Origin of the sequence: Enterococcus sp. HY326 (assembly GCF_026157065.1) — a bacterium.
Classification (GTDB): Bacteria; Bacillota; Bacilli; order Lactobacillales; family Enterococcaceae; genus HY326.
Map to the genome: position 1 here is coordinate 421344 of NZ_JANLGQ010000003.1, position 13630 is coordinate 434973.

Sequence of the window (13630 nt, forward strand, 5' to 3'; positions counted from 1 at the left end):
TAAACAGCTTTTTTTAAAAATTCATTATGATTTATGTTATACTGTTTGGGAAACATTTTGCTTAAAGCTGAAAGAGGAGGCTACGTTTAGATGGCTGAAAAAGGAACTTTTTATATCACCACGCCAATCTATTACCCAAGTGGAAAACTGCATATTGGCAATTCCTATACAACAATTGCCTGTGATGCAGTTGCTCGTTATAAACGTTTGATGGGCTTTGATGTCTTTTATTTAACCGGTGTTGATGAGCACGGTCAAAAAATTGAAAAAAAATCTGCTGAACTAGGTGTTCATCCCCAAGAATATGTTGACAAAATGGCAACAGACATTAAAAAATTATGGAATGTTTTAGACATTTCCTATGACAAATTTATCCGCACTACGGATGGCTATCACAAGGAAGCCGTTCAAATGATTTTTGACCGCCTATTAAAAAATGGCGACATTTATCTAGGAGAATACGAAGGCTGGTACTCTGTTTCCGATGAAGAATTTTTCACTGAAACCCAGTTAGCTGAAGTCTATCGGGATGCCGATAATAAAGTGATTGGCGGAAAAGCCCCCAGCGGACACGAAGTAGAATTAGTCAAGGAAGAATCTTATTTCTTCAGAATGAGTAAATATGCGGATCGTCTAGTTGAATACTACGACGCACATCCTGATTTTATCCAACCAGAGTCACGGAAAAATGAAATGTTGAATAATTTTATCCGTCCAGGTTTAGAGGATTTAGCAGTTTCGCGGACAACCCACACTTGGGGCATTCCAGTGAAGAGTGATCCAAAACACGTTGTCTATGTATGGATTGATGCGCTATCCAATTATATTACGGCTTTAGGCTATGGTTCAGATGACGATAGTCTGTTTAAAAAATATTGGCCAGCTGATGTCCACATGGTCGGTAAAGAAATTGTCCGTTTCCACACGATTTATTGGCCGATTATGTTAATGGCGTTAGATTTGCCGTTGCCAAAGAAAATCTACGGTCACGGGTGGCTCTTGATGAAAGACGGTAAAATGTCGAAATCAAAGGGCAATGTCGTTTATCCAGAAATATTAGTGGAGCGTTATGGCTTAGATGCCTTGCGTTATTATTTATTGCGGGCGGTACCATTCGGCAGTGACGGTGTCTTCACACCAGAAGATTTTGTCTCCCGGGTTAATTTTGATTTAGCCAATGACTTAGGCAATTTGTTAAATCGAACAATTGCTATGATTAATAAATACTGCGAGGGCATTGTGCCTAAATATGCCTCATTAGTAACGCCTTTTGACAGCGAGTTGTCGACCACTGCTGCCAAAGTGATTGGTAATTATCATTCCGCGATGGAAAAAATGGAATTCAATACAGCTCTAGCCGAAATTTGGAGCTTGATTTCCCGCGCCAATAAATATATTGATGAAACAGAGCCGTGGATTTTAGCCAAAGATGAAGAAAAACGAGCAGAACTTGATTCAGTCATGGTTCACTTAGCTGAAAGTTTGCGGATTGTGGCTATTTTACTGCAACCGATTATGACAGAAGCACCGAAACAAATTTTCGAACAATTAGGTCTTGATGAAAGCAATATGAATTTAGAAGGCCTGCATTTTGGAGAATTTCCTGCCGACACTAAAGTGGTCAGCAAAGGAACACCAATCTTCCCCCGTTTAGAAGTCGAGGTAGAGGTCGAATACATTCAAAATAAAATGGCCGAAGGGGCAAGCGTTCCCGCTGAAGAAATGAAATGGGATCCTGAAGAAACCGAGCTAAACCTAAGCAAGTCTGAAATTAAATATGAAGACTTTGACAAAATTGAGCTGAAGGTAGCCGAAGTCATCGACTGCCAACGAGTGAAAGGCGCCGACAAACTTCTACAATTCCGTTTAGATGCCGGCGACTCCCAACATCGCCAAATTCTTTCAGGTATCGCCGAGTTCTACGACGATCCGACAGAATTAATCGGCAAAAAAGTCGTCATTGTCGCCAATCTTAAACCTCGAAAAATGCGGGGCCAAATTAGCCAAGGAATGATTTTATCTGCTGAAGATGACCAAGGAAATCTAACAGTCATTCAAGCACCTAAAGGCATGCCAAATGGGTCGATTGTGGCTTAAAATAGGAATAAAGCTTAAACAGTATTTTTCCTTGAAAGTATCCGAGTGATATACGATTTGCTAAAAAGTTAATTTTAGTCATGTCAGTTATCATCTCGGATATTTTGTTGAAAAGATACTGTTTGGTATTTGAGATAGAAAATATTGGAGGGAATTATGTTAACTGGATTCAAAGACTTTGGTGATTTTGTTAAGAAGAATATTGGTTTGACGGTATTTACATTTGTTCTGACATTTGTATTATACGGAATAAAAATAACAAATTATGCTTATGGCATGGATAGTATTAATTACATCAATAACTATGAAGGCTATTTAGATCATTGGTATGGCATTGGTCGTTTTGGAGAGGTATTTTTAAAAAAATATTTGTGGGGTTCCTACACAAATATTTATTTGTTAAATATATTAGCTTTCATATTGTTTGCTCTTAGTTCTTTATTGATTTGTTATTTGTTTTCAAAAATTATTGATAGTCAAAAATTTAAATACCACTTTTTTATTATCCCGGCTCTATTTTTGACCAGTTCTATTTTTGTAGTTCAATTCTATTTTATACTACAAAATTTTGAATTTGCTTTAGGAATATTCTTTGTTGTTCTATCTATATTACTGATTCAAGTTTCCAGTAATAAGTTAAGCTTAAAAGTAATCTCTTATGTTGTTTCTGCAATTTTATTATTTTTAGCAATTGCTATATATCAAACATTTATTCTATTCTTTGCGGGCATAGTTGCTGGAATCCTACTGTTAGAATGTTATAAAAGCTATAAAGAAAAGCTTGAGTATACGTTTATCAACATGTTGTTTCAAGTACTACCGTTTGTATTAATTTTAATTATAAGTACTGGTAGCTATTTTGTCGCAAATAATCTAGTTTTGAGTTATTTAGGGATTGAGAGCAAAAATCATTCTATGGGTATGATGGTTTGGCCCACTCTAGGCTTCAAACAGGGGATGGTATCATTACTTAAAGCTATGCGGGATATTGTTTTTTTACCAAATGATTCAACAAGATATTTAATGTACAATTATGGAGTTTTGATTAGCACCATCTTACTAATTCCAGTTGCAATCATGTTTATCCTCAAAAAGGGGAAAAATATTTTAGTTGCTTTTATTAGTATTATGACTATTTATGTGATGGGTTTTGGAATCATTCTGGCAACAGGTACTTTGCCAACTCCAAGAAGTATGGCTCCACAATTTCCATTTCTCATTGCATTTTTATTCTTTTTCATTAGCCTTTTTATTGAGAAAAAACAGTTTAAAGTTTTATTTGCTATGGTAATTATTTTTATGGGTTGTTCACAATTCAAAACTTCGAGTAATTTATTGTTTTCAGAAGAGATGACTTTCCAAGAAGATCAGCGCAAGGTTCTCGAAGTAAACCAAGCAATCAATAATTTACAGCTAGAAAATACTTCGAGTTATAAGCTAGTTATAATCGGTACATCTTCTCCTCAAAATATCTTTACCATACCGGTATACAATGAGCTAATTGGAGTATCAATGTTTCAATTTGCTTGGTCTGATGATTTAGGTTCTTATTATATAAATGATAATATTATTAGCATTTTGAATATCATGGGCAATAAGTATGAGACTCCAACTTTAGATGAATATTTAGATATCTGGCAAAATAGAACATCACTAAATGATTCATCACCAAACCTAGCTACTGAAGTTATCGATAATTATATCGTTGTCAAAGTAAAATAGCTTTAGAATATCAAAGTAAATTTTTTAAAGGGAGTTAGATTATCTTATCTTGCTTCTAGTCAAATCTACAAGTAATTACTCTTAATAAAATTATCTAAAAACTGTGATTTGAAAAGATTGCGGTTTTTTATTTTGTGGATTACTATTTTCGAAATTAAAAAAACTGAAAACTTTATACTTCTCCCTATTTATCCTCTCCTAAGGAATGCTTTTTTTTAAGGTTTTATTTCGAATCCATTTCTCAAATTTTACCACCACATAGTAAAACGTGATAAAAAACTCCTCAATTTTACAATTTGCATTGAAAATAGTTTGCTTGTTAAACTTTAAAATCTTTTATTGACTTAATTTTGATGAAAGAAAGAAAAACTTATTGTGCAACTGGTAGTAACATGTTAAAATTATTACGATAAGTTAAGAAGGAGGCGAGATGAATGATTGGCTTTATTGTGACAGGTCATGGCTCTTTTGCACCGGGACTAGTTGGAGCCGTTGAAATGATTGCTGGGGAACAGACAGCATTTCGGACGATTCCTTTTCTTGAAGGAGAAAGTATTGATGCTTTTGAAGAAAAAATGAAAGCGGAAACAACGACTCTTTTAAATGAAACAGGGGGTGTGATTATTTTTAGCGATTTGCTGGGAGGCAGTCCATTTAGAGCGGCTATGTTAGCGGCAGCAGATCAAGAAAAAGTCGAAGTTGTAGCAGGAACGAATTTGCCCATGCTAATCGAAGGCGTTGGCATGCGCAGTTTTGAAAAAAAACTTTCGGTATTGCTGACGAATTTATTAGAAACTGGTCAGGCTGGGATGGTCCATGCACAGTTACAGATTCGAGAAGACGAAGCAGAGGAAGAAGGAATTTAATGATGTGGAATTATATTCTAGGTGCTTCAATTGTGATGATTGCTTTCTTACTTGTTTTTGCATTGCTTTACTTTATTGCAACCTCCAGAGGAATGAAGACACAGCGCAACCATTTTAAAGAGTTGCATCAAAAATTGGCAGTGGGTAATAAAGTAAAATTTTCAAATGGGATTTATGGGAAAATCAACGCCATCAACGATAGTGAAACGGTTGATATTCAAATCAAATCGGGGGAAATCATGGAAGTTTCCCGCTATGCAATTTCAGAAATAATTGAGTAATTGGTAAACTGAAATCATTTTTATATTTTATTGAACATTGAGAAAAAATTTAAAAAAAATAATCAAAATCATGAAGATGTAGGAGGAAGTAATTATGTCTGAACCAAATATTTTATTAACAAGAATTGATAATCGTCTAATTCATGGACAAGTGGCAACACAGTGGAATGGGACTTTAGGAGCTAATTTAATCTTAGTTGCTAATGATAAGGTAGCCGTTGATAAGTTGCGGCAGGGCTTGATGGATATGGCGGCACCAAATGGCGTTCAAACTCGGTATTTCACGATTCAAAAAACCATAGATATTATCCACAAAGCATCACCAAAACAAAAAATCTTCATTATTGTCGAAAATCCTGAAGATGTTTTGAAATTAGTTGAAGGGGGAGTGCCAATTAAAAAGCTGAATATTGGGAATATGCATATGGCTGAAGGTAAACGGCAAGTTGCAACGACTGTTGCGGTGGATGATGCAGATGTTGCAGCCTTTAAAAAGCTGCAGGCAGATGGTGTGGAATTAGAAATACGTCGTGTTCCATCGACACCGATTGAGGACACAAACAAGCTATTTAGTTAATTCATTAAAAATTGGGGAGGAGTAAAGATGGACTACAACATTGTACAGATTCTTTTAGTATTTATTGTTACCTTCATCGCTGCGATTGATCAGTTCAGCTTTTTGGAATCACTATACCAGCCAATTGTGACAGGTATGGTTATCGGACTTATTTTAGGAGATTTACAAACTGGTTTAATCGTTGGCGGGACTTATCAGTTAATGACCATTGGGAATATGCCAGTCGGAGGAGCTCAACCGCCTAATGCCGTTATCGGTGGGATTATGGCAGCAATCTTAGCCATTACCTTAAAATTAGAACCGACTGCTGCAGTAGCAACAGCAATTCCATTCTCATTATTAGGTCAGTATGGTGTGACTTTAATCTTTACATTAATGTCACCGTTAATGACTGTAGCTGATAATTATGCCCACGAAGCAAATGACAAAGGAATTAATCGGCTTAATTATTTGGCTATGATTTTATTAGGAGCCGTTTTTGGGTTAGTTGTTACGTTATTCTTCATTGGTGGTGCAACCTTTGGTGAAACAGTTGTGAATGCAATTCCAGCTTGGCTGATGAATGGCTTATCAGCTGCAGGAGGCATGATGCGCTTTGTCGGTTTTGCTATCTTAATTAAAGTAATGATTTCTCGTGACATGTGGGGCTTTTACTTCTTGGGCTTTGCTTTAGCACTCGTTGTAACAGCTGCTTCTTCACTACAAGGTTCTGCTTTAATTATTTTGGCATTAATCGGCTTTGCTTTAGCTTTCTGGGACTTCCAAATTCAAACCAAATTCAAACAAACAGCTTCTGCTAATTCCTATGGAGGTGACGAAGATGGCATATAATATTCCAGATAATTATCAAGACTTAACGCCAGGTGAACAACTGGACAAAAAGACTCTGAATAAAATGGTATGGCGTTCTCTTTTCCTGCAGGCTTCTTTTAACTATGAAAGAATGCAATCTGGAGGCTGGCTGTATGGAATTTTACCAGGCCTGAAGAAAATTCATAAAAACAAAGATGACTTGGCAGCTTCCATGAGTCATAACTTGGAATTCTTTAACACCCATCCATTCTTAGTAACTTTTGTAATGGGGATTGTTTTATCACTAGAACAAAATAAAGTCGATATTCCAACTATTCGGGCCGTGCGGGTTGCCGCAATGGGACCATTAGGTGGGATTGGGGATGCGCTGTTTTGGTTTACTTTAGTGCCAATCACTGCTGGGATTACCTCGAATATGGCAATCAATGGCAGTATCGCTGCACCATTTATTTTCCTACTGATTTTTAATATTGCTCAATTTGCAATTCGTTACTTCTTAATGCACTGGTCTTATCGTTTAGGAACTGATGCGATTTCGATGCTGACGGAAAATGCTAAAGAATTTACACGGGCTGCCAGTATTCTTGGGATTTTCGTTGTAGGTGCCTTGACGGTGACCTTTGGTGGCACAACGATTGATGTAAAAATTCCTAATGGCGAGACGAGTCAAATTCATTCTGTGACGACAGTAGTTCCTGCTGGGGAAGAACATCGCTATGATGAATACATCTATAAAACAGATGACAATGGCAATCTGACAGATGAAGTACAAGATGCTGCAGATGGCGAAAAGTCACTTGGCGTTTCAGAATTGGCTTCTGGTGATTATGAAGTTACTTTTAATCAAGCAGACGTTGTACCAGTGACGATTGACTTACAAAGTATTTTAGATGGTATCTTACCGAAAATTATTCCATTAGCAATTACATTATTACTGTATCTGCTAATGGCAAAACGAAATTGGACGCCATTAAAATGTATTGCCTTAATCTTAGTTTTAGGTCTATTAGGCTCAGGATTAGGATTGTGGCCGGGTATCTGGCCGCAATAGATTGAAGGCTAAACGAGGCTGTGACATAAGTTTTTGACAGAAAAATATTCGAACTATTTTTAAAGTGCTCCTAGAATTTAAGCAGTTTAGATTGCGAAAATAAAAATTTTAGATACTGTGAGAAATTACTGTTCGAGCATTCCCCTTCTGTTTTACTTATGGCTCAGTCTCGTTTTTTATTTTGAGAAGTGAAGGAAGAGTGATGATAGATGACGATTCCGACTAAACAACCTCTTTATTCTCAAATGGTTGAAAAACTTAAGCTGACAATTGCGACAGCATTAAATCCGGGAGATCAATTGCCTTCTGAACACGATTTGATTGCAGATTTTAATGTCAGTCGTACTACAGTTCGTTTAGCATTAAAAGAGCTGGAGCGTTTGGGTTATATTTATCGAAAAAAAGGCAAGGGCAGTTTTGTCTCTGATAGAAATCAAAAGATGACTAACTTGTCTAAAAACTATAGCTTCACTGAACAGATGGAGCTTGCAGGGAAAAAAGCACAAACTCTTGTGCTGGAATTCAGTATTGTTCCTGCTACTTGCTTTTTAGCAAATGCCCTGCGTGTGAAACAAGATGAAGAGGTAATTAGACTTAAACGCTTGCGTTGTGGCGATGGTGAACCAATGATGCTGGAATTATCTTTTCTACCGCAAAAAAAATTTGCTCAGTTAACTTTAGAAATGATTGAGGCTAAGCCTTTGTATGATATTTTTTTTGAGGAGTTTCATGAAGTGATTCGTTTCGCTGACGAAGAGTTCTATGCCAGTGTTGCTAGTAAGGAGGATGCTGAGTTGTTGAACATTTCTTGTGGTTCTCCTGTCTTAAATTTAGTACGCACGACCTATAGTGATGAAAACGAAGTGATTGAATATACGTTAAGTGTTGCTCGTGGGGATTTATTTCACTATAAATATAGTTTCAAGCAGTAAGAATTGGTTTAATTTAGAGAAAGAGGATGAGAATATGCATTACCTGATTCAAGCCGAACGGTTCTTTTTAAGAGGCGGAATGGTTACTGGCGGTTATCTGGAGATTGTCGATGGCTGTTTTGGTACTTATTTTCCTGAGCTGCCAAAAGGCGACTGGGAGGTAAGGGATTATGGAACTAGTTGGATTGCTCCTGGTCTAGTTGATACTCATATTCATGGCTATAAAGGCCACGATGTCATGGACAATGATTTTGAAGGAATAAAAATCATGTCTGAAGGCCTGTTAAGCTGTGGGGTTACATCATTTTTACCGACGACCTTAACCTCTGATCGTGAGACACTAAAAAATGTTAGTCGTACAATTGGTGAGCATTATCAAGAAGTCAACGGTGCAAAAATTCAGGGCATTTTCTTTGAAGGTCCCTTCTTTACCGAAAAACATAAAGGCGCCCAAAATCCTGGATATTTTAGCGATCCTAATTTAGAAGTTTTCCATGAGTGGCAAACTTTAGCGAAGGGTCTGATAAAAAAAATCGCCTTGGCTCCTGAGCGGGAAGGTACAACTGAATTTATCGAAGCCGTTACTAAAGAAGGTGTGCATGTCGCTTTAGGTCATAGTGATGCTAGTTATGAGCAAGCACGGGCGGCTGTCTATGCCGGTGCAGATATTTTTGTTCACACGTATAATGGTATGAGCGGTTTGAATCACCGGGAACCGGCGATGGTTGGAACAGCAATGGCAACTCAAGAGACCGTGGCAGAATTAATCTGCGATGGGCATCATGTGCATCCAGCCGCTGCTAAAGCTCTTATTAGAAGTAAATCACCAGATAAAGTTGCTTTAATCACCGATTGTATGCGGGCAGGAGGAATGCCTGAAGGAGAATATATTTTAGGAGAATTTCCAGTTATTGTGAAAGATGGGGCTGCTCGCTTGAAAGATGGCGATAGTTTAGCTGGCAGTATTCTCGAATTATTCCAAGGTGTAAAAAATGTTATCAAGTGGGACCTGACTTCAGTTGAAGAAGCCATTCGCATGGCATCTTATGTACCTGCTGTCAGTGTGGGGATTGAAAATCAATGCGGCAGTATTCAAAAAGGCCATGAAGCTGATTTTATCGTGATTACTCCTGCAGTAGAATTGAAAGAAACCTATTTGAACGGACAATCCGTCTATAAAAAATAATTTTTTTAAAGGTTGTGATGTATTCAAAACCATCACAGCCTTTTTGATTGCTAACTTTTCCTAATCACCAGCATTTTAGGTTTAGCTTTTTAGCAAAATGTGCTAAAGTGGATAAGGATTAACGGAGCCTTGTCGTAAGGTGTTCCATGGAGGGATTTACAGTGATTTTTGATTCACATACACATTTAAATGCAGAACAATTTAACGAAGACATTCCAGAAACAATCGCTCGGGCTAAGGAGCTTGGCGTGACTGAAATGGCGGTGGTTGGTTTTGATACGCCCACGATTGCAAAATCGCTGGCGTTAAGTGCTGAATATTCAGATATTTATAGCATTATTGGTTGGCATCCAACTGAGGCTGGCAGCTATTCAGAAAGTATTGAAAAAGATTTGCTGGAAAAATTGACTTTGCCCAAGGTGGTTGCCCTCGGTGAAATTGGTTTGGATTATTATTGGATGGAAGATCCAAAGGAAGTTCAAGAAAAAGTTTTTCGCCGGCAAATTGCGATTGCAAAAGAATTCGGGTTGCCGATTAGCATTCATATGCGGGATGCGATTGAGGATACTTATCGTGTATTGCAGGATGAGGAGGTTCAAGCAATCGGTGGAATTATGCACAGCTTCAGCGGTGATGGAGAATGGGCGAAAAAATTTCTTGATTTGGGAATGCATATCTCCTTTAGCGGTGTCGTGACCTTCAAGAAGGCATTAGAAGTGCAGGAGGCTGCTAAAATTGTGCCACTAGATAAACTGCTAGTTGAAACAGATGCCCCATATTTGGCGCCGGTTCCTTATCGTGGCAAGCGCAATGAGCCAGGTTATACTCGTTACACGGTGGAAAAAATTGCTGAGCTGCGGGAAATTCCTTTTGACGAAGTAGCTGAAATGACCCGACAAAATGCCCACAAGCTTTTTGGTATCGCTAATGACTAAACCAATTATTGAAGAAATTATTGTTGTAGAGGGCAAAGACGATACGAGAAGACTGCAGGAAGTTGTGGTGGCTGATACGATTGAAACCATTGGATCTGCGATTAATGATGCTATTTTAGAACAAATTGAACATGCCCAAGAAACACGGGGCGTGATTGTTTTTACAGATCCAGATTTTTCCGGTGAAAAAATTCGCAAGAAAATTATGGAAGTAGTGCCGGATGCCAAGCACGCCTTTTTGGCAAGGCGGGATGCAGCACCGATGAAGGGCTCTTACAAGAGCTTAGGCGTAGAACACGCCAGTGACAATGCCATTTTAGAAGCGCTGAAGAGCGTAAGTACGCCTTTGACAGCGGCTGAAGAGGCAGAACAGCTGAACTATCCGATAATTTCCAAAAATGATTTGCTGGAGTTTGGTCTGATAGCCGGCGATAAAGCCAAGGAACGGCGGGAACGTCTCGGAGAAATTTTGCGAATTGGTTATACGAATGGCAAACAACTAGAAAAAAGGTTACGAATGTTTCGCATCACCCCCAAGGAATTGGCGGTTGCGATGAAACAAGTGGAGGAATTAATTTGAGTCAACGAGATATTGCGACACCTTCAAGAACCCGTGAAATTCTTGAAGAACACGGCTTTTCCTTTAAGAAAAGTCTGGGACAAAATTTTTTAACCGAGCCGAATATTTTACGGAAAATTGTCGAGACAGCTAACATTAATTACGAAACTAACGTCATTGAAGTTGGCCCGGGTATCGGGGCCTTAACGGAGCAATTAGCTCGCTCAGCTAAAGAGGTATTAGCCTTTGAAATTGATGAGCGGCTAATTCCAGTTTTGGCGGATACTCTAGCGCCATACCCGAATGTGACCGTGATTAACGAAGATATTTTGAAGACCAATTTACCGGAGAAGGTTAAATTATTTAAAGAGGTTCTACCGCTTAAAGTCGTAGCGAATCTGCCGTACTACATCACAACGCCGATTATGATGCACTTTTTGGAATCTGAGATTAAAGTCAGCGAGATGGTCGTGATGATGCAAAAGGAAGTGGCAGATCGAATTTCTGCTCAGCCGGAGACAAAAGCTTACGGCTCCTTGAGTATTGCTGTACAGTATTACATGGAAGCTAGCTTAGCTTTTATCGTCCCGAAAACAGTTTTCATGCCACAGCCCAATGTGGACTCTGCTATTTTAAAATTAGTGCGGCGTGAGCAGCCGGCAGTGACTGTCAGCAATGAAAAAGAATTTTTCAAATTGACCAAGGCGGCCTTTCAGTCCCGTCGCAAAACCTTATGGAATAATTTGCAACAGACCTTTGGCAAAGAGCCAGCCACAAAAGAATGGCTGGCAAAAAGTTTAGCGGAGGCGGCTATTGATCCACAACGCCGTGGCGAGACTCTCTCTTTATCAGAATTTGCAGAGTTAAGTAATGCGATGGAGGCATTGAAGCCAACAGATAAATAAAAAATTTTCAGGAACCAATCTCTAAAGTGTTTAGCCTAGAGATTGTTTTTTTTCATGAAATTATTTTCAAAATAAATTTCAGAAAAAGTTGCTTGGTGTCTTGACACATAATCGGAAAATCTATACACTTAAGACAATTCGAATCTGTCATGACACCTTTTAGTTTTTAAATTGATTATTTCTGCAACAGCAGAAGGAGGAAAAAGTGTGAAAACCAAAAATTCTGTACGTCAGTTAACCATTGCGGCTTTGTTGATTGCGATGGGTATTATTATTCCAATGGTTATGCCAAAGATTGTTATCGGACCAGCATCTTTTACATTAGCTAGCCATGTGCCATTATTTATTGCAATGTTTATTTCACCGGCTGTGGCTGTGGCTGTAGCTTTAGGAACGGCTTTTGGCTTCTTTGTCTCACTGCCATTAGTTGTGGCATTAAGAGCATTATCCCATTTAGTTTTTGCGATTATCGGCTCGCTTTACCTACAAAAAAATCCCGGCATTTTAATGACAAATGGCCGCTTTACTTTGTTTAATTGGAAATTTCAAAGCTATAACGTGATTTTAGGCATTATTCATGCGGCAGTGGAGATGGTGGTTGTCAGTGTCTTTTTCTTTGGCGGAAATATGCCAGAGGTTTATTACACGCAAGGATTTTTCTACACGGTATTTGTTTTATTGGGAGTTGGCGGTTTTGTTCATAGCCTAGTGGATTACAACATTGCTTACTTTGTGGCTAATCTTCTCAGCAAACAAATTGATATTCCTGTTTTTACAAAAGCCAAGGCTTTAGCGAAAACTGAAACGCCTGATTTGAAAAAAGTTCCGAGTGTCTAAAACGCATAATGTGAAAAGACCAAAGTCTGCGCAGACTTTGGTCTTTTCTTTTACTATCAAAAAAGGGTAGGAGTATAAAATGAAATCTGCGGTCGTCAGATTTGCCAAACTTTGTCATCGGCTGAAAAAGAAAGTTTTATACTATACAAATATCTTAGCATAGCGACCTAAATTCTCTAGTAATTGTGCTGGAGGTCGCAAGCATTTTTTTAAAAATACAAAGAATTATTGTGGTCGCTCTATTTCAATAATATTGCTTAAGTGACCATAAAAATTCCCGGCGAGACGGGAAACCGGCTGAAACGCTTCGGGTAAGATATATTGATTTTTTTCGTCAAAGATAGCCTCATCAAAGTGAAATTCTAAAATTTCTAAGATAAATAAATCACTGATGATTTCACCCTCGTGATCTTTGATTGGGAGATATTGATGGACAACGGCTTCCATGCGAATTTGAGCGTCAGCAATGGCCGGCACTTGAATGGCTCTGCTGTCAGTTAATTCAAGCTCTAAATTATCCAATTCACTTTGCTCGCTTTCAAGGCTGGCCGCTGTTTGATTCATGCTTTCTAAGACGGCATCATTGACTAAATGAATCACCGTTTGGCCATTGTCCAATAAGTTGCGGGCGCTATCCTTCAGCTGCCCGTTTTTCCGATTGATTGATACGCTGACTAAAGCGACTTCTTTAGCCACGACATTGAAATAACTAAAGGGGGCCGCATTTACAACGCCATTTTTTTTATTGTGGGTGGTTAACCAAGCAATTGGCCGGGGAATAATACTGCCCGTTAGGAATTTGTAAATCTGTTTGGTGGTTAAATCTGCCGCTTTAAAATGAATCATCCTGTTGCGCCTCCTAGCTAAGT

At 38.3% G+C, this 13630-nt stretch carries 14 protein-coding genes; 13 read left to right on the forward strand and 1 reads right to left on the reverse strand.

From position 1 onward, the window contains the following. Positions 1-90 precede the first annotated feature (90 nt). The 13 genes from metG (at position 91) to ORH16_RS09865 (ending at position 12761) form a co-directional block, all read left to right on the forward strand. The gene (gene metG / locus ORH16_RS09805; RefSeq protein ID WP_265458428.1) at positions 91-2097 is read left to right on the forward strand and encodes a methionine--tRNA ligase; all 2007 of its coding nucleotides are present in this window, start codon (positions 91-93) and stop codon (positions 2095-2097) included. A 156-nt stretch (positions 2098-2253) separates the two neighbouring features. Beyond that, positions 2254-3819, forward strand: coding sequence for a glucosyltransferase domain-containing protein (locus tag ORH16_RS09810; protein WP_265458430.1), 1566 nt, complete (start codon positions 2254-2256; stop codon positions 3817-3819). Positions 3820-4253: 434 nt separating this feature from the next. After that, positions 4254-4685, forward strand: a complete 432-nt coding sequence (locus ORH16_RS09815) for a PTS sugar transporter subunit IIA (RefSeq protein WP_265458432.1) — start codon at positions 4254-4256, stop codon at positions 4683-4685. Then, a complete protein-coding gene (yajC, locus tag ORH16_RS09820) occupies positions 4685-4966 on the forward strand; it encodes a preprotein translocase subunit YajC (protein WP_265458434.1) in 282 nt (93 codons plus the stop codon). Before ORH16_RS09815 ends, yajC begins: the two co-directional genes overlap by 1 nt. Before the next feature lie 94 nt (positions 4967-5060). Next, positions 5061-5543 carry a PTS galactosamine transporter subunit IIB gene (agaB, locus tag ORH16_RS09825; RefSeq protein ID WP_265458436.1) on the forward strand — a complete coding sequence of 161 codons (483 nt, stop codon included), beginning with the start codon at positions 5061-5063 and terminating at the stop codon, positions 5541-5543. Between the two features lie 27 nt (positions 5544-5570). Beyond that, positions 5571-6374 (forward strand): PTS mannose/fructose/sorbose/N-acetylgalactosamine transporter subunit IIC, encoded by an 804-nt coding sequence (locus ORH16_RS09830; RefSeq protein ID WP_265458438.1) that lies wholly within the window; start codon positions 5571-5573, stop codon positions 6372-6374. Next, positions 6364-7407 (forward strand): PTS system mannose/fructose/sorbose family transporter subunit IID, encoded by a 1044-nt coding sequence (locus tag ORH16_RS09835; RefSeq protein WP_265458440.1) that lies wholly within the window; start codon positions 6364-6366, stop codon positions 7405-7407. The genes ORH16_RS09830 and ORH16_RS09835 overlap by 11 nt, the downstream gene beginning before the upstream one ends. Before the next feature lie 209 nt (positions 7408-7616). Beyond that, complete coding sequence (locus ORH16_RS09840; RefSeq protein WP_265458442.1) at positions 7617-8339, forward strand: GntR family transcriptional regulator; 723 nt, start codon at positions 7617-7619, stop codon at positions 8337-8339. A 34-nt stretch (positions 8340-8373) separates the two neighbouring features. Continuing rightward, on the forward strand, positions 8374-9525 hold the full coding sequence (gene nagA, locus ORH16_RS09845; protein WP_265458444.1) for an N-acetylglucosamine-6-phosphate deacetylase: 1152 nt from the start codon (positions 8374-8376) through the stop codon (positions 9523-9525). Between the two features lie 161 nt (positions 9526-9686). Continuing rightward, complete coding sequence (locus ORH16_RS09850; protein ID WP_265458445.1) at positions 9687-10460, forward strand: TatD family hydrolase; 774 nt, start codon at positions 9687-9689, stop codon at positions 10458-10460. After that, on the forward strand, positions 10453-11040 hold the full coding sequence (gene rnmV, locus ORH16_RS09855) for a ribonuclease M5 (RefSeq protein ID WP_265458446.1): 588 nt from the start codon (positions 10453-10455) through the stop codon (positions 11038-11040). Before ORH16_RS09850 ends, rnmV begins: the two co-directional genes overlap by 8 nt. Next, positions 11037-11924, forward strand: coding sequence for a 16S rRNA (adenine(1518)-N(6)/adenine(1519)-N(6))-dimethyltransferase RsmA (gene rsmA / locus ORH16_RS09860; RefSeq protein ID WP_265458448.1), 888 nt, complete (start codon positions 11037-11039; stop codon positions 11922-11924). The genes rnmV and rsmA overlap by 4 nt, the downstream gene beginning before the upstream one ends. Before the next feature lie 261 nt (positions 11925-12185). After that, positions 12186-12761, forward strand: a complete 576-nt coding sequence (locus tag ORH16_RS09865) for a hypothetical protein (protein ID WP_265458760.1) — start codon at positions 12186-12188, stop codon at positions 12759-12761. A gap of 225 nt (positions 12762-12986) precedes the next feature. On the opposite strand, the gene ORH16_RS09870 is transcribed toward ORH16_RS09865, so the two are convergent. Then, a complete protein-coding gene (locus tag ORH16_RS09870; protein ID WP_265458450.1) occupies positions 12987-13607 on the reverse strand; it encodes a flavin reductase family protein in 621 nt (206 codons plus the stop codon). Positions 13608-13630 lie beyond the last annotated feature (23 nt).

What these genes read in the sequence shown, in the direction of transcription:
- nagA (WP_265458444.1), top strand. Translation starts at nt 8,374, where the DNA reads ATGCATTACCTGATTCAAGCCGAACGGTTCTTTTTAAGAGGCGGAATG.
- yajC (WP_265458434.1), top strand. Translation starts at nt 4,685, where the DNA reads ATGATGTGGAATTATATTCTAGGTGCTTCAATTGTGATGATTGCTTTC.
- ORH16_RS09830 (WP_265458438.1), top strand. Translation starts at nt 5,571, where the DNA reads ATGGACTACAACATTGTACAGATTCTTTTAGTATTTATTGTTACCTTC.
- ORH16_RS09810 (WP_265458430.1), top strand. Translation starts at nt 2,254, where the DNA reads ATGTTAACTGGATTCAAAGACTTTGGTGATTTTGTTAAGAAGAATATT.
- agaB (WP_265458436.1), top strand. Translation starts at nt 5,061, where the DNA reads ATGTCTGAACCAAATATTTTATTAACAAGAATTGATAATCGTCTAATT.
- ORH16_RS09815 (WP_265458432.1), top strand. Translation starts at nt 4,254, where the DNA reads ATGATTGGCTTTATTGTGACAGGTCATGGCTCTTTTGCACCGGGACTA.
- ORH16_RS09870 (WP_265458450.1), bottom strand. Translation starts at nt 13,607, where the DNA reads ATGATTCATTTTAAAGCGGCAGATTTAACCACCAAACAGATTTACAAA.
- metG (WP_265458428.1), top strand. Translation starts at nt 91, where the DNA reads ATGGCTGAAAAAGGAACTTTTTATATCACCACGCCAATCTATTACCCA.
- ORH16_RS09865 (WP_265458760.1), top strand. Translation starts at nt 12,186, where the DNA reads ATGGGTATTATTATTCCAATGGTTATGCCAAAGATTGTTATCGGACCA.
- ORH16_RS09840 (WP_265458442.1), top strand. Translation starts at nt 7,617, where the DNA reads ATGACGATTCCGACTAAACAACCTCTTTATTCTCAAATGGTTGAAAAA.
- rnmV (WP_265458446.1), top strand. Translation starts at nt 10,453, where the DNA reads ATGACTAAACCAATTATTGAAGAAATTATTGTTGTAGAGGGCAAAGAC.
- ORH16_RS09835 (WP_265458440.1), top strand. Translation starts at nt 6,364, where the DNA reads ATGGCATATAATATTCCAGATAATTATCAAGACTTAACGCCAGGTGAA.